We start from the raw sequence: 17844 nt of genomic DNA on the forward strand, positions 1-17844 counted from the left end.
CAGAAACCAACCCCTTTTTCTCTTCTCCCGCGAGAGTATCAGATAGCCGATACTACCCATCCGGGGCTGAAAACACTATGGAAAATACACGATTTGAAGAGCGGAAGGAACTCTTCTGTGCCATCTATCTCGATTATGAGAACCTTGCCATCTCAGCGGGGCAGTCCTACCCGACACTTGAAGGGCCCCTCTCCCTTGGCCCGATCATCGACTATGCCGCATCCCTTGGGGAGATCTGTATCCGGAAGGCATTTGCAGACTGGTCAGCCGGCGAGTGTGCAGCAGATGTGAAGAAACTGGTCAAGTACGGCTTTGAGATGCGCCATCTCCCGCAGACGAGTTCACGGGGCAAGAACGGAGCAGACATGGATATGGCACTTGATGTGCTTGAGGATATGATCCACCTCTCCCATATAGAGATCTTCATCATCGGATCAGGGGACACCGATTTCATCCCATTGATCAGAAGGCTCCGGGCACGGGGGAAGCGGGTGTATCTCCTCGGGTTTGACAGCTCTGTCGGGAGCGCCATCAAGGAGAACTGCACCAAATTCCAGTCACTGGATGAGCTCCTTGGCCTCATCGAGATGGCCCGTGACGGGCCGGAGTCAGAGGAGGATCCGGCGATCATCGAAGAGGATCGGATCGCCGCACGCGATCTCATTATCAGGTTTGTCAGGACACGGACCGAAGAGGGGCCGGTCTTCCTCTCGGATCTCAAGAACCAGCTGATCCGGATCAACCCCTCCTTCTCTGAGAAGAGGCTCGGTTTCTCATCCTTCAAGAAGTTCATCTCGTCCCTGAAAGGGGATCTCGTCAGTGAGATCATCACCGACAGGCGGACAGGGCATCCCCTCGTCACCTTCCGGGATATCGATGAGATCGATCCCGTCCGGATCGACGCAGATGACTGCCTTGCCACCTGCCTCAACTCACGCCTCAGGTTCATCGGGGATCGTGGGGTTCGTAACCGGATTTTCGAGCAGATCCTTGAGACCTTCCGGGACAGGCGGCCCCGCTCAATCCATGAGATCGCATCTGCCATCCATCCGAAGATCGAGGGGTCAGTCTCGAGGGCAACCTTAAACCGGCTCCTCTTCGGCCTGGGAGGGGAGGAGCGGGTATTCCGGTATTACCGGAAGGATCCGATGGTCCCGCCGATCGATTCCCCGCAGATTCTCAATGATACGATCAGGACGGCAGATGATATCGAGGCGATCTACCTTGCATCTGTCCGGGAGTCGCTGAAACGGATCTTCCCTGATATGGATGATGCCATGGTCGAACGGGTTGTGAAGTGAAGGCTCATCAAAAATGGATCGATACAATAATCAGAAATTAAATCCAGTCTGATATAGATGCAGGTTTCAACTCTTGAGGAGAGGTTGCAAGTGATGGCCCTCCTCACCTCACTTTTTCTTGCGCTTGCCTACATCGGGTTTCTTACCATCACGACGTCCCTTCACTGATCCCTGTTTCTTCTTCTGTTTTTCTTCAGAGACCTGTATCTGATCCGCCTCCTTCAGAGTACCATCTATGAGGGTTATGGTTGAGTCTTTCGTCAGAAGAAGATGGAATGCATCGTATTTTTTGTGATACCGGACAAGAATCTGGTCGAACCTGAGAACGGATCCATACCCGGCAGAGCGGAGAGCAAGATTCCTCTCGCTCTGATGATAGATCGGGAGAGCTGCATAGACCTCACGTTTCCCGGTTCCATCACAGATACGGTAGAGGAAGGTCTCCTTATCCCCGATATTGCCCGAGATCTTCGAGGCGATGAGATTGATCCGCTTCCCTTCATGGAGCTGGAGGCGGGAGAGACGCTCGGCCTTCACACCCGGCGCCACCCGGTACGAACTCTTCTTCTTTCCATCCTTCCGATGGATGGCATAGGAGACCTTGATATCGGTATTGAGGTACCGGTACTTCTCCGGCGTCTTTGCCACCGCCACCATCAGCCGGTTTGACCGGATCTCAGGGAAGGTGGTGAAGGTCCAGCACCGCTCAACCATGCAGGGGACGCCCCGGATATCATTGCAGGGGGAGTAGATGGAGAGACCGCGGCCTTTAAGGCGGCGGGAGAGGTTTCGGAGCGCAGTTGCATTGGCCAGATCCGCAGGTTCACAGATGAGAAGGGTGCCGTCCTCCCGGAGCCGTTCTGCAAGCCTCATCACCGCCTCTTCACGGGCAGTCGCATCAGAGATCTCATTGAGGACATTTGCGCAGACGATGAGGTCATACGGTCCGTCCGGAAGGGGGGATGCAGGATCACTGATATCGGCGGCATACGGGGCTGGTGCGGTGACTGACCCGGATCTCTCTGTATAACTCCGGGTGATGGCGTTGTATGCCTCGATGAACTCCCCTGACTGTTCGATGGCATGGATTGTTGCCCGGCACTCTGGCATACCGGAGAGGAGATCGGTGAGCGCCAGGGTGACCGTCCCCGGCCCCGCTCCGACATCCAGGACTGCCATCCTGCCGGGAAGGAGGCGATCCACAAGGAGTTCGGAGAGGAGATGGCGCATCTGGATGAAATAGACCGGAAGATGGTAGGCGAGGTAGGCAAAGACACTGTAGCCGCTTCCGTACCGGATCGCCCGATCATCACCCTCCTGCCAGTAGGTCTCTTTCTGGCTCTTCACCGCCTCACGTATCCGTTCAAGGGTGACCGGATCATCCCAGGGTTTCCCGGTTTTTCTGCTGATATACTCCAGAATACGATCCTCAATATCCTCAGGGAGGCGCTCAAACCCCGATTCCGGATAGTGAGGCAGGCAGGCAGGGGATTTTAGCCACTGGATGGCATAATCATCCCCGCATCTGAGCGCCTCACATCCGCAGCCGGGGAGGAGGGGGATGATCATCTCCTTCAGCTCATCGAATCCGGTTAAACCCCCTGTTTGAGCATGGAACTCTGAGAGGAGAAAGAATGGCCGCTCATCGGTCCACCGTCGGAACTTCTGTTGTATCGTCTCGTCCATCATCCTTTGTACAGATCGGCTCCGAACGATGATGAATCCCCCCCATCGATCAGAGGAGGAGGAGTGCCAGGAGGAGGGTGGCAAGACCGGCTCCGGCAAGCGGGAGGGTGAAGGTGATGAACGTCCCCCTGACAGAGTCGTTTGTGGTTCTGTTGATGAGCCAGAAGAAGGGATCACTTGCAAAACTGATGACCATCGTCCCGGCGGCGATCATCAGGAGGAGCGGCACCGCAGGGATCATCTCCGGAAGCGTTGTTACCGAGAGGAGATCTGCGGTGATGACTGCGGTGACGACCCGTGACCCCTGTGCGGTCTGGATGATGGCGGCGAGGAGAAATGGCAGGATGACGAGAGGGAGTGCCATCCCAAGGAGCGCGATGGCATCCCCGGGGAGACTGCTCGCGGCGATCACACCGCCGAAGGCACCTGCACCGCAGAGATCGAAGATGATCACCCCGGCATGTTTCGTCCCTTTGCTCACCGTCTCCCGCCGGAGATCCGGTGCTATCAGCATGAGGGAGACCCCTGCACCCGCAATGAAGGCGATGGGGAGAGACCCGAGGATACCAGTTCCCGGTATGATGAGACCTGCGAGAATGATGATGACCGGGGTGGCAATCGGAGCCCATGCAGGAATCCGCCTTCCCGGGGTGCCGGTATCAGGGGAATCTCCGGATATCCCCCTCCAAAGAACGAGGATGACTGCCGCAAGAAGAAGAAGCGAGAAGGGGAGGGTGATCCGGTTGATGCCGGGATCAGCGCCGGGTGTCAGCGTCTGAATGAGGGTCGCCATCACGGGTGCAGGGGCGATGAGGACGAACGAGAAGATGGAACCGATGGCGATGATCGAGAGGAGACGCGCAGAGAACGCCGGATCGGTTGTTATCCTCTGAAAGAGGGGGGCGAGGACGAGGAACGGAGTTATCGCACACATGAACGGGACGGCAAGGAGCCACCCGGCAAGCCCTGCCTGGAGGCCGGGCCGTCCGGATATGGTGCGGAGATCAGCAAGGAGACGGGCGATCCCACCCCCCGATGCAAGGGATGCGGCGATGATCGATCCCCCCCAGACGGCAACACCAAGAATAGCAAAGACACGGCCTGCTCCGGCACTTGCCGAATGAATAACCGTGTCGGGATCGAGTCCGCTCAGGCCGCCGAAGAGGAGTGCGGCTGAAAAGAGAACCGGAAACGGCGGAAGACGAAAATAGGCGGTTGCTACGGTGATAGCAATGATACAGATGAGGAATGCGGGGAGGGCATCCACCCCGGTTCACTCCTCAGAGACAGGAAGCGGGCTTCTGCATGCCTTCTCAGAGATGATGGCACTGTTTCCGGAGGGGTCCTCGATGATCAGGGTGAAGGGGATCCTCCCCTCCTTCGCATCTGCGAGACGCTCAAGCCCCTCGATGGCAGAACGCCTCTCATCATCGTCGGCAGAGAGGAGAACGGTCCTGATGGCACCCTCAACGCGCACAAGAACACCCTCCACATTCGAGACGAACCCCTGGCATGCAGGGCCGGGATCGACTGAGACACCAAGCTCCGGGATCTCGATCCTCCCCGATGTCGAACGGATGACCCGGGCAGAGAGGTCATCTGCCTCTTCTATCGGAAGCTCAAACCGAACCGGTTCCCTCTCGGTGAGGATCATCGTATCTGTCAGCCGGAATCCGCAGTCCTCACAGAGGCCGCAGATGAGAAGAATATCAGAGAAGAACGGGATATTCTCGGTCTGATAGACATAGTCAATCTCGGTTCCACAGAGGGGGCAGGGTCCGGAGAGGGCCTGCTTCACCTAGTTGCCTCCGCCAACCTTCTCCCGTGAGATCTTCACCGATGTCGGAGTTATAACAACGTACCGCTGGTCGCCGATGCCGATTATATCACCATTAACGTCCTTGGCCACATCCTTCAGATCCTTCATCACCCGCTCAAATGTGATCTTATCGAGTTTGAGCTTCTGGATATCGATGATCACGATGTTGTTATTGTAGACCTCGTCTTTGACCCGGGGGGTATCCTTGAGGTCATTGATCGTTGCTATCTTCACATACATCAGAGCAGGCTCTTCACCCGCAGCCTCTTCGTAGGCCGCAAGGTCAAGATCCATATAATCATCTTCCTTGGGGGTGGCTCCCTTTCCGCCAATGATGGAATCAAGAAATCCCATGTAGAATCCTTTCTATTGGTAGTTATTAATTGTATCCTTATATCTCAAGGTTCCAGATCTCATCGCCGATATGATGAATATTCTTTGCAACCTTTCCCTTCTCCATCGCGAGGATATCTGCCGCATCATAGAGGGCGATGACGACGGCCAGAGGCTTTCCATGCCGTTCATCGACGACGAGGGCGGGACCCCCGGCAACAACATCCCTGCTCACCGAGACGATCCCCGGGCGCATCACATCGGCCCCGTTGACCATGAATGAGACCGCACCGGAATCTACGGCGATTCTTCGGGCTTGAAAAGGCCGGAGAACGGCACCACGCAGGGTTGGAAACGCCCATGAGTCGCGTGAGATCAGAAGGGGCTTCTTATCGATGAGATAGAGTGAGACAGCTGCATCCGTCTCGGCACGCTCGATGAGGCTGCTTTCAAAGAGAGCCGCCTCAGCACCGATCGAGGCGGTGAGCATCTTTTTGATCTCCGCGACCTGACTCTTCTTGATTGCATGCCGTTTGCGAATAGAGATCTCTGCCATGGTTCTCATACACTATGGCACCGGGATACTTAATGGATCCCAGATGGTACGCTACCTTTAAGTCCGTCGCACGCGCAATTATTGTAACTCTCCAGGGAGATGCGAAGGGATTTTTCATGACAAGACGACCGCTTGATATTCTGGAACAGGTCTTAAACCGTCAACCGGTGTTCATCTCGCTGAAAGGCGGCCGTGAGATTCGCGGGATACTTCAGGGCTATGATGTTCACATGAACCTGGTCCTTGACGGTGCGGAAGAGGAGACAGATGGCGGAGTTGTGAAGCTCGGCACACTGATTGTACGTGGGGACAATGTGATCTATATATCCCCATCGATCGAATAAAGTAGGTGATTTTTCATGTCGAAAGGTACGCCATCAATGGGTCTGCGCAACAAGCATTCCCACATTGTATGCAGGCGCTGTGGTCGGAATTCCTACCACGCACGCCATAAAGTTTGTTCCGCATGTGGATTCGGACGGAGTGCCCGGATGCGCTCCAACAACTGGACCAGCAAGAAATCTTTGAGGCCAACACATTAGAGCTGGATCATGTGCGGCATCGTCGGCATTGCAGACGCAGAGGGTGTTTCATTCCCCCTGTACTATGCCCTCTTTGCCCTCCAGCATCGTGGGCAGGAGAGTGCGGGCATCTCAACATTTGATGCCGGCAAACTCCATAATCATAAGGCACAGGGCCTCATTGCTGAGGTATTCAACCGTGATATCCTCAGCAGATTAACCGGATCTGTTGGAATCGGGCATGTCCGGTATCCGACAACCGGAGAGAACAGGCCGGAGAATAACCAGCCATTGAACTTCTCGTTCAAGGGGCATCTCTTTTCTATTGTTCATAACGGAAACCTCGTCAACAGCAGTCTCCTCTCATCTGAGTACGAAGATGAAGGGCATATCTTTGCAACAACCACCGATACCGAGGTTATCGCTGCGATCATCGCACGGGAACTGACCCGATCGGGATCGATGGAGGAGGCGATCAACCTCTGCATGCAGAAGCTGAAGGGATCCTACTCCGTCATCGCGATGCTTGACGGGACCATCTATGCATTCCGGGATCCGCTTGGTATCAAGCCCCTCTGCATCGGAAGGACAGAGAACGGGTACATCGTCGCATCCGAGAGTGTTGCGATGGATGCGCTCGGTGCAGAGTTTCTGCGCGATCTGAAACCGGGAGAGCTGGTCAGGATCGATTCTGAGGGGATTTCGTGCCGGCAGATAACCCGGTCGAACCATAACGGCCACTGCCTCTTTGAGTATGTCTATTTCGCGCGTTCGGACTCGGTCATCGATGGCGTCCTCGTCTATGATGTCAGAAAGAAGATCGGTGAGATGCTTCATCGTGAGGCCCCGGTCCAGGCCGAGATCATCTCGCCGGTCCCCGACTCCGGCACGGCATTTGCAACAGGATACTCGGAGGCATCAGGCATCCCCTTCAAGGAAGGACTGATCAAGAACAGGTACATCGGGAGGACCTTCATCATGCCGACCCAGCGACTGAGGGAGAGTGCCGTGCGCATGAAGCTCAACCCCGTCAGGGGACATATCGCCGGGAAGTCCGTCGTCCTCGTCGATGACTCGATCGTCCGTGGAACAACGTCACGGAGGATCATCGATCTCGTCCGGGAGTTTGGTGCCCGCGAGGTGCATTTCCGTGTCGGATCCCCCCCGATCATCGCCCCATGCTATCTTGGCGTCGATCTCCCGACCAGAAAGGAGCTGATCGCCCATAACCGGCCACCGGAGGAGGTTCGCTCCTGCATCTCAGCAGACTCACTCCACCACATATCCCTTGAATCACTGATCAGGGCCACAGGCCATGCACCCGAGGATCTCTGCTGCGGCTGCCTCACCGGCTGCTACCCCCTTGAGATAGAGGGCGAGCGATCAAGCTGCCGTTCGATCGACTTCGTGGATGGAACATATCAGACGAAACTGGACGTCTGACCCTTTTTTATCAGTGAGATGGATAGGAATACCCATCATTTTCTCATTCTACGTGCCCCAGGAGGCATCATGACTGTTGTAGCGGATCATACCCGGAGCAGGCTGCTCCATGAAAATTCAGAAAATCGATAGCGAGGGATGGATTTGAACCATCGATCTACGGGTTATGAGCCCGTCGGGATCTCCTGACTACCCTACCTCGCTTCGGAGTAAGTATATTGTCGCCGTTTACTTATAAAGATTTCCCATTGTCAGGATGGTCCGTGCTGGTGGTGGCCAGACTCACCGGTTTACCATAGTATATGGGTTTTTTTCGCTATACGACTATTTTTGAATTGAAAAAAGGATAAAAAAACTTATAATCATTGATTGAACATTAGATATTATGGATGATGAACTCGAATATCTCCGGGAGAAGCGCGCCCGTGACCGGCTCGCAGAGATCGAGAAGAAGAGATCATTTCAGGGCGTGGTCCCGATCAGTGAGAAGAGCTTTTCCGGCTTCATTGCAGAGAACCGCTTTGCAGTCGTTGACTTCTGGGCTGAATGGTGCGGACCATGCCGGAGGGTTGCACCGGTCGTTGAGGCGCTGGCTCATGAGATGGCAGGGCTGGTTGCATTTGCCAAATGCAATACCGATGAATCCCCGGCAATCGCACGGAAGTTTGGCATCACTGCGATTCCGACGATCATCCTCTATGCAAACGGCACAATGATCGACAGGGTCACAGGTGCTGTTCCAAAAGAGACGCTCCGATCCGTCATCATCAGGGCATTCGGGCTCCCCCCACCTGATGCCGGCCAGATCTGATCTCCTCCGTCAGGTATCTATGCCCGGCATACATACCCCTCTTCTGTGACAGACGTCTTCTCCCGGCTTCATCCCACCCTCCGTGAAGCCCTCATCTCCACCCTTCGCTGGGATGCATTCCGTGCGGTTCAGGAGGAGGCGATCAGGGCATTCTCTGCGGGATCGGATCTCGTCATCCTTGCACCGACCGCAGGGGGGAAGACCGAATCCGGCTTCTTCCCTGCACTTGACGATCTCCTCAGGAGCGGGGGGGAGGGAGTCTCCATCCTGTACATCTCCCCGCTCAAGGCACTCATCAACGATCAGCTCGAACGGATCAGCAGGATCACCCGGCCGATGGGGGTTGAGACGGCTGCCTGGCATGGGGACATCAGCCGGACTGAACGGCTCTGGCAGGAGGGGGAGGCACCCGGAATCCTCCTCACCACCCCCGAGTCGCTGGAGGTCCTCCTCGCCGATCCCATCCGTTCTTCTGATCTGGCAGGCCTCAGGACGGTGATCATCGATGAGATCCATGCCTTCATCGGGACTGATCGCGGGGTGCACCTCCGCTGCCTCCTCGACCGGCTCGAACTCCGGACCGGGGAGAGGATCCGGAGGATCGGCCTCTCTGCAACCATCGGGAACCCGGATCACCTCCTTGAATGGCTCTCTGAACCCACGCGGCCGCGTCAGCTGGTCCGGGTCCCCTCCCCCCCTGCGAAGAAGAGGTTCTCGTTCTCCATTGAGGAAGAGGAGGAGAGACGTTTTCTGGCTGTTGCAAGGGCGATCAGGGGGAAGAAGGCACTCGTCTTCGTTCAGAGCCGTTCCGCTGCCGAGAGGCTGCATGCGGGTCTTGCAACCCTTGCCGGGCCGGTGGATGTCCACCATTCTGCGATCTCACCGGATCTGCGGCATGCGGCAGAGGCCCGAATGGCCGGAGAGGGGAGTGCCTGTATCATCTGTACCGGAACACTTGAGCTTGGGATCGATATCGGAGGGCTGGATGTCGTTGTGCAGTACGGCCCTCCTGACTCGGTTGCATCCTTCCTCCAGCGGCTCGGCAGGGCCGGGCGGAGGGGGAGGCCGGCAGAGATGGCATGTATCCTCTCCAGCGGGGAGGAGGCGCTCATTGCGGTTGCTGCCATCGAGGCGGCACGCCATCATGAGGCGGAGCCATTGATCGAGCCGCAGTTCCCCTGCCATGTCTTTGTCCAGCAGCTTCTCCTCCTGCTGAAGGGAGGGAAGGGGATGGGGGAGGCAGCCATCAGGAGAAGGCTCCTCTCGTTCCCTGCATTTGCAGGTATCAGCCATTCTGATGCCGGTGTGATCATCAGCCATCTCCTTGCCACAGACTACCTTCAGAAGGACGGCGATCTTATCGCTATCGGACCTGCTGCTGAGGCCCGGCTCTCCCGATCTCACTGGATCGCCCTCTGTTCGGTGATATCAGCGAGAGGGGGATACCGGGCAGTCACCCCGGATGGCGAGGTGATCGGGACCCTCGATCCGGCCTTCGTCGGGATTGCACTCTCTGAAGGGTTCACCCTTGCAGGGCGAAGCTGGCGGATCATCTCCTCTGATGATGAGCGGCGGGGGCTTCTCGTCATCCCGTCAGAAAGAAGAGGTCCCCGGCCTTTCTGGATGGGGGGAGGCACCCGGGGCATCTCACCCCTCCTTGCCCAATCGGTTGCGAGGATAGCACAGCGGAGGAGATCGGATCTCCCGCTCGATGATGCCGTCAGGGAGGCGATCCATGATGCCATCTTCTCATGGCCGGATGGTATCGGGCCCGGCCGGATGATGATCAGCGGAGAGCCCCTGCCGGAGGGAAGCCTTCTCTCGATATGGACGTTTCTGGGCGAGCAGCAGAACGCAACACTCGCCCATCTTCTTCGGCATCACCTGCCTTCAGGCCGGCAGATCGAGACCGGGCCGTATGCCGTTGCCATCACCATACCGCCGGAAGAGGACGGGAAGAAGGCGGCCGTCCGGGCACTTCACCAGATCACCGCCCTCACCCCTGATGGGGCAGCGGCCCTGCTCTCGCTCCCCCCTCCCGGAACATGGGCATTTGACACCCTCCTTCCGGATGATATACGTCGCCGGATGGCCGCCAGTGATATCTATCACGTCCCGGATCTGATCGCCTGGATCAGGGCATCTCTTCCTCTTGAGGAAACCTGACCTTCCAGCATGTCCCGCCCCCATCGCGCCCTGACCACGAGAAGACCCCCCCGATCTGCCGGGAGAGCCGCCTGACAAGTTCGATCCCGAGCCCCCCTTTATTGCCAGACTGGAAATCCGGAGGGAGGCCGATGCCGTCGTCCTCAAGGATCAGGGAGAGGAGGCCGTCATCTTCCTTCCAAAGCGAGAGGATGATCGCTCCCCCGGAGCGGCCGGCAAAGGCATGTTTTAAGGCATTTGAGAGGAGCTCGTTGATGATCAGGCCGCAGGGGACGGCGATATCGATATCAAGGGAGATCTCCTCTATCCGGCAGGTGAGGGTGATCCCTTCAGGTGAGCCATAGGACTGCATCACCTCCTCAGCAAGGCGTCCGATATAATCCCGGAGATCTATCCGGGAGAGCGCCTCCGAACGGTAGAGCGTCTCATGGACGAGTGCCATGGAGGTGATCCGGTTCTCGCTCTCCCGGAAGATCCCGGCATGCTGGTCATCCCCAAGGGCAAGAGCCTGAAGGTGCAGGAGTGAGGTGACGATCTGCATATTATTCTTGACACGGTGATGAACCTCCTTGAGAAGTGTCTCCTTCTCCTCAAGGCCTTCGGAAAGGCGCTGGATCATCTTCTGCTCCTCGGTGATATCGATCAAAGTGACGATCACCTGCCTGCTCTTTGGGAGCGGGGCAAATCTTCCAATGAGGATCCGCTCTCCTCCATTCTCCCGGATGATCGATGCCCTGATCTGCGGGTTCGCACGATCATCCCTGGCACTGCATGAGGAGAGTATCGCCGCAATCTCCTCACGGTATGATTCCGGGAAGAGGAGGGGGAAGAGGCGGCCTTTCAACATATCAGGCAGAATCAGAGTGAGCCGGAAGAAGCCATCATTCACAAGGGTTATTGTTCCGTCTGCCTCAAGGAGGGCTGTCGGAGTGCTGACGCCATAGAAGAGGGTCCGGTAGAGCTCCTCAGAATGGCGGAGGTCCTCCTCCATCCTGATCTGATCGGTGATATCCCGCATAATCCCGGATATCGCGATGATGGATCCATCTTCATCGAGGACCGGGGCGATGGAGAGGGCAAGCTGGATCTTCTGCCCCGAACGATGAAGCCGGTTTATCTCCCTCCGCTGCGGCTTTTTTCTCGCAACCACCTCAAAGAAGTATGATCTGAAGATGGCACGGTCTTCAAGTGGGATGATCCGCTGATAGTCGGTGCCGATCATCTCCTCCGCACTCCACCCAAAGATCTTCTCAGCCCCTGCATTCCAGCTGAGGACCTTTGCATCGGTGCTGAGACTGATGATTGCGTCATCTGAGTATTCAACGATCGAAGCAAGGAGACGCCGGGTCTCGTCTGCCATCTTCCGGGCGGTGATATCGCGGCCTATCCCCTCGATGGCGATGAGAATTCCTTCTTTGTTATAGATCGGAGTGTTCTTCTGTTCAACCCAGATGACGGAGCCATCCTTTCTGATCCAGCGGAGGATGATCGGTTTGTTCAATCCTCCATCCCTTTTTACATTCATGAGGGTGTGGCGATCATCAGGGTGGACTATCTGAAGACCAAGCTTTGGATTTTCGTAATGTTCTTCGGGGGTGTACCCGGTGATCCAGGTTGCAGCAGGATTGACATATGCAAACCGTTCTTCCGGAAGAAGGTCAAACCTGTAGATGAGATCCTCTGCATTATCGGCGAATTTTTTATACTGCAACCTGCTCTCGTACAGGTGATCTGAAAGGAGACCGACGATTCCGCCGACCCCGGCCATCACAATGGATCTGAAGAGGGCATCGATGAGGGCGGATGGTTCAGGGAGGATGATCCCATGCAGGAGGAGGTACGTTCCGGCAAGGAGGGTCCCGAAACTGACTCCGTCCTGCCTGTACCGGTATGCTGCAAGGATGATCGGGATATAGAAGAGATGTGGATAGACATTCGTCTTCCCGGCCTGCAGGAGCATGATGGTTGCGAGGATGGACAGGGCCGAGGTGATGCCGATGATTGCAATCCAGAGATCGGGAGTCTTCTGCCTTCCATTCAGGGGAAGAAGAAGGCTTTGATTATCCTTGCCAGGTTTCTGCATCAGGTATATCGATCTCTGTCAGTATCGGTTCTTATATGCATCGACATGGTGATGAGCAATCTTATTGTAACAGGGCACCAAAGATATCCTTGACGATTGCGATGCACGATGATCATGAAGAATACCTGACGACAATCCTTGAGCTCTTCAGAAATGAGCCACGTGGGATGAGTATCAGTGATATATCCCGTGAGATCGGGCTGAACAGAAACTCAGTCTCAAAATATGTCAATATGCTCACCATTGCCGGGAAGATCGAGATGAAGGCGGTCGGTCCTGCGAAGGTCTATTTCCTCTCCGAACGGGTTCCGGTCTCTGCGATGATCGAGTTTTCATCTGATGGAATTGTCCTCCTTGATGACCAGCTCCGGATCGTCAATGCCAATGATCAGTATCTCTCCTTAACCGGGGCAGGCAAAGGAGACGTCCTCGGTGAGAAGATCAGGGGATCAACCCTCCCAATCCTCTCAACTGATCCCTTCCTCTCCTCGATTCCGAAGTTTGGGGAGAAGGAACAGAAGATTACCGACCATATGGTGATGATCAATGGGGAGGAGAGGATATTCACCATCAAGATCCTCCCGGCTGCCTTTGAGGGGGGCAAGGCAGGATATGCAGTCATCATCGAGGAGACGACGGAGAGGAGAGCGGCAGAGGAGACGATCAGGTCCGCACTCGCCGAGAAGGAGGCACTCCTCAGTGAGCTGCATCTTCGGATCAAGAATAACCTTCAGCTGATCGCAAGCCTCATCAGCCTCCAGATGATGGAGAGCCCGGATGACACCGTCAATGCCGCCCTGAGAGAGACACAGAACCGGATCATCTCTCTCTCCATCGTCCATGAACATCTCTATGCCCGCTCAATGGTCGCGGAGGTGGATATCGGGGAGTACCTCACCCTCCTCATCTCAGAACTCCGGCGATCATTTGAGCTCCCTGACAGGGCGATCACCCTCTTGGTCATGGATGAGGGGATACACCTCAGTACTGACCGTGCCATCGCGCTTGGCCTGATTACAAATGAACTGGTCACCATCGGTCTTGAATCCGGAGAGGAGCCGGATATCAGGATCGCCATCTCCCGATCCGATGAGGGGCATATCCTCAGCATCATCCCAGGTGCAGGCACGCACGAGCCGGAGGGGCTCTCGATCAATATCGTCAGAAGGCTCGTCAAAAGGGAACTCCAGGGAGAGTTCGGGATCGTGCCGGATGGATGGGAGGTCAGGTTTCCGTGACCGGGAATGAGTCGAGGCTCCGGTTCTTCATCGTTGAGGATAACGCTATCATCGCCTTTGATCTCGAACGGAGGGTTGAAACCCTCGGCCATACCGTTGTTGGCTCAGCAGACACCGCAGAGACGGCGATCAGAGGAATCCTCGAGACCCTGCCGGACTGTGTCCTTATGGATATCAGACTGAAGGGTGAGGGTGACGGGATCATGGTTGCAGAAGAGATACAGAGGACCTCACCCAGACCAATCGCCTTTCTGACGGCATACTCTGATAAAGGGATGCTGCAACAGGCCAGGGCCACCGGGCCGACAGCATGTATCATCAAGCCGGTCCGGGATCAGGACCTCCACCAGCTCATCTCCCGTATCCGATCAGGCTGATGCTCAGGCACGCCTGAGCGTGATGATGAACCGTGCACCTTCTTCCGGATGACCGGGTATCCGATCAGTAACCCCGATCGTCCCGCCATATCGCTCCACAAGCTTATTGACGATGAAGAGGCCGAGCCCTGATCCGGATCTGCTCGTTGCACCCTTCCTGTGCCGATCCATCACCTTTGTCTTGAGTTCATCAGGAATGCCGGATCCGGTATCGGCAACAGATATGATAGCGTCATCACCATTCTCCATAACGGTGATGAAGATCTCTGTTCCGGGACCTCCATGCCTGATGGCATTGCCGATGAGGTTGGTGAAGATCTCAGCAATGAGATCATCGGCGAGGACGGAGAGATCCGTCCCATGATATTCGATACCAACCCCGTCCCGATGGCGAATCTCCCGCATGATGATGGGATCAAGGGGGGTTCTGGTGAGGCGATCCCGTCGGGATCTCAGGTTCCTGAGTGTACTGACATCCCGGATGATCTCCGCATTCTTCACCAGGCAGTCGATGATCCGGGTGAGATACCCCTCCGCCGATCCCAGGTCACCATCCCTGAGCATCTCGGTGTACCCCATTGCAATTGCATTTGAGTTATTGATATCATGGGACATGATATCGACAAAGAGGGAGAGATCCTCGTAGGCGAGGGCAAGCTCCTCACGAAGATAGCTCCGTTCGAGATAGGTACCGACCAGGTGCGAGGCGACGGCAGCCATCTCCCGCTCATCCGGAGAGAACGGCTCATCCGATATCCTTCTGAGGAGGAGGAGGCCGCTCCTCCCCTCTCCTGCATCGAACCGGCTGATGATCGTCAGGGGATCCGTTTCATTCCCGGAGCAGGCGGGATCCCGGACAGCCGGATCTGAGGTACCGGGGGGATGGAGGAGGAGATCCCCTGTGGAGGAGGGGATCTCCCCTGTCAGTACCTCAATCACCTCAGGAATGACCGTCTCCGGGGGATCGACACCGGAGGTCAGTGCAAGAATCCTGTTTGTGAATGAGAGATACCGGAGATGGCGCCTGACCGCCTCATCAGCCTCTTTCTTCCGGGTGATATCGATATTGACCCCGATGAACCGATCCGGTCTGCCATCCAGATTGAAGAGGATACGGCCACGATCCTCCCACCATCGGAGATTCCCCCCCTTATCAACGACACGGTATCGTATTGTGAACGGCTCCCGGGAGATGCGGTGCCTCTGAAAGGCTGCATATATCGATGCCAGATCGTCCGGGTACACAAGTGAGCGCCACCCGTCTATACTTCGTGGTATTTCACCAGGCTCATAGCCGAGATGTTCATCGATCGGTCCGAACCACTGGACCACCCCGGTCTTCAGATCGATCTCATAGATGAAGTCACCGGCTGATTCGGCAGCGATCCGGAACCGCTCCTCAGACCGGGCGACTGCCTCCTCGGCACGCCTGCCACCGGTCCTGTTGTAGCCGACACAGAGGATCTCCCCGGCTGACCCGACCGGTGTCGCGATCCATGATGTCCATGCTGTATCACCGTCTCTTCGTCTACAGGCAAATTCACGCCAGACGATCTCCGCCTTCTTCTCCCGGGCATCCCGGATGAGGGAGTCGAAGGTTGCCACTGACTCCTCATCCGGAATGAGAAGGGATCCGGGATCCGATCCCTGCAGCTCATCCTGCGTATATCCGAAGAATGATGCCGCAAACTGGTTGACAAAGACGATCCTGCCGTTCTGGTCAAGCACCATGATGAGATGGATGGCATGGAGAAGCTTCCTGTAGGCCTCCTCCGGAGCACCCTCAATCTCAGGGATTCCGGCTGTTTTCATGGTGAGGATGGACCAGCCGGGATAGCCGGGATTTTGGACGGCACGAACCGTGCCAGAGAGGATGGAGATACCATCCTTGTGGTAGTGAGGAATAACAAGATCCCCTGGCAGGGGAGGTCCTTCACGGGCGCAGAAGCTATGATCCCGGCTCCCGGTCAGCTCTGCGAGGACCTGATGGCAGCTCATCCCGATGAACGCCAGAGCAGGTCGCCCGGCCAGATCGCCGCATGCCTTATTTGCCATCATGACCACGCCTATCGGGTCAAAGACCAGCATCGGATCGCTCATCTCATTGAGGGAGGAGAAGTATGAGAGAGGTATATCAGTAGCCTCCGGATGATATCAGTTAGAGCACCCTCTTCAATAAAGTATCCTGAGCATGGCTGGGATCTCCGCGTCTGCCCAGCTCCCTGTGGATATGGTCAAGGGCAATCTCCCGGTACGAGGCATCGATCTCAAAGCCGATGTAGTCGATCCCAAGCCGGATACAGGCAATCGCAGTCGATCCGATCCCCATGAACGGGTCGAGCACAAGCCTGCACCGGTCAACGCCGTGATCCCTGATGCAGAGGTCAGGCAGGCCGATCGGGAAGACGGCGGGATGGGGGCGTTTCTCTTGGATCGTCTCGTATGGGATGAACCATGTGTTCCCGCGATCCCGTCGATCTGCTGTTGCCTGTTTCCACCTGCCGATATTGCTCTTATCCTGGTACGGGACCCCGATAGCAAGCTTGTCGATCGGTACAGAGCCGGTCTTTGTGAAATGAAAGATGAACTCATGACAGTCGTTATGGTATCGCTTACTGTTGATCGGTTTGAAATGGCCGACAGAGATATCGCCGTTGATATTCTGGTTGTAGGATCCGATATCTGATCGGGGGATCGCAATTGATTTGATCCAGTGGATCATATTCTGGAGAATATATCCTCTCTTCCGGAATTCCATTGCAACATCGATCGGGATCCAGGGATCCTTCGGTGTCCCCCCGATATTGAGGAAGAACGAGCCCTGCTCTGAAAGAACCCGTGATGCCGCACCGGCGATCCCGCCCATCCATTCCAGGTACTCGGAGCGGGTGATTGTGTCGTCATAGGCAGAGTACGAGATCCCGATATTGTATGGCGGCGAGGTGACGATGAGATCAACCGATCCTGCATCCATCATCTCCATCCCGGCGATACAGTCCAGCCGATGGATCTGATTCCTCATCTCCAGGGCTTTCCCGCTCATCTGATCTCCTCATGCTCAGCCGGGATGACGGACCGGAGGGTAAGGGTATAGTGAATCGTCTCACCGGCATGGGGGTGGTTGGCATCGACGGTGAGGTACTTCGGATCAATCGCCTCGACCGTCACGACTGCCTTCTTCCCATCAGGGAGCCCGACCCGGACGAGATCACCGGGCTTTGGATCGCCCTTGAACTCGAGCCGCTTCCGCTTTAGCCGAAAGACGAGGCGTTTATTATATTTTCCATACGCCTTCTCCGGGGGGAGGGTGATCACCCGGCTCTCCCCGACGACCATCTCCCTCAACGCCTCGTCAAAGGCAGGGTTGATCGTCCCTGCACCAAGAACAGCCTCAACCGGACTGTCATCCTCTGACGCTTCGATGATGGTGCCGTCATCGAGGCGTGCGGTAAAATGAACAAAGACGGTGTCGCCGGATTGCGGGTGCTGCATTATAGTATATACACCTGC

General features: G+C 56.2%; 17 protein-coding genes and 1 tRNA gene. 8 read left to right on the top strand and 10 right to left on the bottom strand.

Annotated features, from left to right (window positions below; all coding sequences use genetic code 11):
• Nucleotides 1-77 precede the first annotated feature (77 nt).
• On the top strand, nucleotides 78-1301 hold the full coding sequence (locus J2T58_RS01225) for an NYN domain-containing protein (protein WP_253486797.1): 1224 nt from the start codon (nucleotides 78-80) through the stop codon (nucleotides 1299-1301).
• Nucleotides 1302-1409: 108 nt separating this feature from the next.
• Here J2T58_RS01225 and J2T58_RS01230 read toward each other — a convergent pair whose 3' ends face one another.
• From J2T58_RS01230 to J2T58_RS01250, 5 genes are read right to left on the bottom strand one after another with little or no spacing between them, the layout of a single operon-like run.
• A complete protein-coding gene (locus J2T58_RS01230; protein WP_253486798.1) occupies nucleotides 1410-2990 on the bottom strand; it encodes a small ribosomal subunit Rsm22 family protein in 1581 nt (526 codons plus the stop codon).
• Nucleotides 2991-3036: 46 nt separating this feature from the next.
• On the bottom strand, nucleotides 3037-4254 hold the full coding sequence (locus J2T58_RS11170) for a GntT/GntP/DsdX family permease (protein ID WP_253486799.1): 1218 nt from the start codon (nucleotides 4252-4254) through the stop codon (nucleotides 3037-3039).
• 6 nt (nucleotides 4255-4260) lie between these two features.
• Nucleotides 4261-4785, bottom strand: coding sequence for a ZPR1 zinc finger domain-containing protein (locus J2T58_RS01240; protein ID WP_253486801.1), 525 nt, complete (start codon nucleotides 4783-4785; stop codon nucleotides 4261-4263).
• Entirely contained in the window at nucleotides 4786-5160 is a 375-nt protein-coding gene (locus J2T58_RS01245) for a cell division protein SepF (RefSeq protein WP_253486803.1), read from the bottom strand.
• Between the two features lie 37 nt (nucleotides 5161-5197).
• Nucleotides 5198-5695 (bottom strand): RNA-binding protein, encoded by a 498-nt coding sequence (locus J2T58_RS01250; protein ID WP_253486805.1) that lies wholly within the window; start codon nucleotides 5693-5695, stop codon nucleotides 5198-5200.
• A 116-nt stretch (nucleotides 5696-5811) separates the two neighbouring features.
• On the opposite strand from J2T58_RS01250, the gene J2T58_RS01255 reads away from it, so the two are divergent.
• Genes J2T58_RS01255 through purF form a run of 3 tightly spaced genes read left to right on the top strand, consistent with a single transcriptional unit; the run spans nucleotide 5812 to nucleotide 7659 of the window.
• The gene (locus J2T58_RS01255) at nucleotides 5812-6039 is read left to right on the top strand and encodes an LSM domain-containing protein (RefSeq protein WP_253486807.1); all 228 of its coding nucleotides are present in this window, start codon (nucleotides 5812-5814) and stop codon (nucleotides 6037-6039) included.
• A 15-nt stretch (nucleotides 6040-6054) separates the two neighbouring features.
• Nucleotides 6055-6237, top strand: coding sequence for a 50S ribosomal protein L37e (locus J2T58_RS01260; protein ID WP_253486809.1), 183 nt, complete (start codon nucleotides 6055-6057; stop codon nucleotides 6235-6237).
• Between the two features lie 9 nt (nucleotides 6238-6246).
• A complete protein-coding gene (gene purF / locus J2T58_RS01265; RefSeq protein ID WP_253486811.1) occupies nucleotides 6247-7659 on the top strand; it encodes an amidophosphoribosyltransferase in 1413 nt (470 codons plus the stop codon).
• Between the two features lie 129 nt (nucleotides 7660-7788).
• Here purF and J2T58_RS01270 read toward each other — a convergent pair.
• Nucleotides 7789-7863 (bottom strand) — tRNA-Met (locus tag J2T58_RS01270).
• Nucleotides 7864-8044: 181 nt separating this feature from the next.
• Here J2T58_RS01270 and trxA point away from each other — a divergent pair.
• Nucleotides 8045-8470, top strand: coding sequence for a thioredoxin (gene trxA / locus J2T58_RS01275; RefSeq protein ID WP_253486812.1), 426 nt, complete (start codon nucleotides 8045-8047; stop codon nucleotides 8468-8470).
• A gap of 45 nt (nucleotides 8471-8515) precedes the next feature.
• Nucleotides 8516-10636 carry a DEAD/DEAH box helicase gene (locus tag J2T58_RS01280; RefSeq protein WP_253486813.1) on the top strand — a complete coding sequence of 707 codons (2121 nt, stop codon included), beginning with the start codon at nucleotides 8516-8518 and terminating at the stop codon, nucleotides 10634-10636.
• Here J2T58_RS01280 and J2T58_RS01285 read toward each other — a convergent pair.
• Nucleotides 10605-12719 (bottom strand): PAS domain S-box protein, encoded by a 2115-nt coding sequence (locus J2T58_RS01285; protein ID WP_253486814.1) that lies wholly within the window; start codon nucleotides 12717-12719, stop codon nucleotides 10605-10607. The two genes, J2T58_RS01280 and J2T58_RS01285, sit on opposite strands and share 32 nt — an antisense overlap.
• 101 nt (nucleotides 12720-12820) lie before the next feature.
• Between J2T58_RS01285 and J2T58_RS01290 the strand changes: the two genes are divergently transcribed.
• Nucleotides 12821-13957, top strand: a complete 1137-nt coding sequence (locus J2T58_RS01290; RefSeq protein ID WP_253486815.1) for a sensor histidine kinase — start codon at nucleotides 12821-12823, stop codon at nucleotides 13955-13957.
• The gene (locus J2T58_RS01295; protein ID WP_253486816.1) at nucleotides 13954-14334 is read left to right on the top strand and encodes a response regulator; all 381 of its coding nucleotides are present in this window, start codon (nucleotides 13954-13956) and stop codon (nucleotides 14332-14334) included. The genes J2T58_RS01290 and J2T58_RS01295 overlap by 4 nt, the downstream gene beginning before the upstream one ends.
• A gap of 3 nt (nucleotides 14335-14337) precedes the next feature.
• On the opposite strand, the gene J2T58_RS01300 is transcribed toward J2T58_RS01295, so the two are convergent.
• The 3 genes from J2T58_RS01300 to J2T58_RS01310 are packed head-to-tail and all read right to left on the bottom strand — an operon-like array spanning nucleotide 14338 to nucleotide 17826.
• Nucleotides 14338-16434 (bottom strand): PAS domain-containing sensor histidine kinase, encoded by a 2097-nt coding sequence (locus tag J2T58_RS01300; RefSeq protein WP_253486817.1) that lies wholly within the window; start codon nucleotides 16432-16434, stop codon nucleotides 14338-14340.
• Nucleotides 16435-16492: 58 nt separating this feature from the next.
• Nucleotides 16493-17377 carry a DNA-methyltransferase gene (locus J2T58_RS01305; RefSeq protein WP_253486819.1) on the bottom strand — a complete coding sequence of 295 codons (885 nt, stop codon included), beginning with the start codon at nucleotides 17375-17377 and terminating at the stop codon, nucleotides 16493-16495.
• Complete coding sequence (locus tag J2T58_RS01310) at nucleotides 17374-17826, bottom strand: FKBP-type peptidyl-prolyl cis-trans isomerase (RefSeq protein ID WP_253486821.1); 453 nt, start codon at nucleotides 17824-17826, stop codon at nucleotides 17374-17376. The genes J2T58_RS01305 and J2T58_RS01310 overlap by 4 nt, the downstream gene beginning before the upstream one ends.
• Nucleotides 17827-17844: the final 18 nt, after the last annotated feature.

Origin of the sequence: Methanocalculus alkaliphilus (assembly GCF_024170505.1) — an archaeon.
GTDB classification, from domain to species: Archaea; Halobacteriota; Methanomicrobia; order Methanomicrobiales; family Methanocorpusculaceae; genus Methanocalculus; species Methanocalculus alkaliphilus.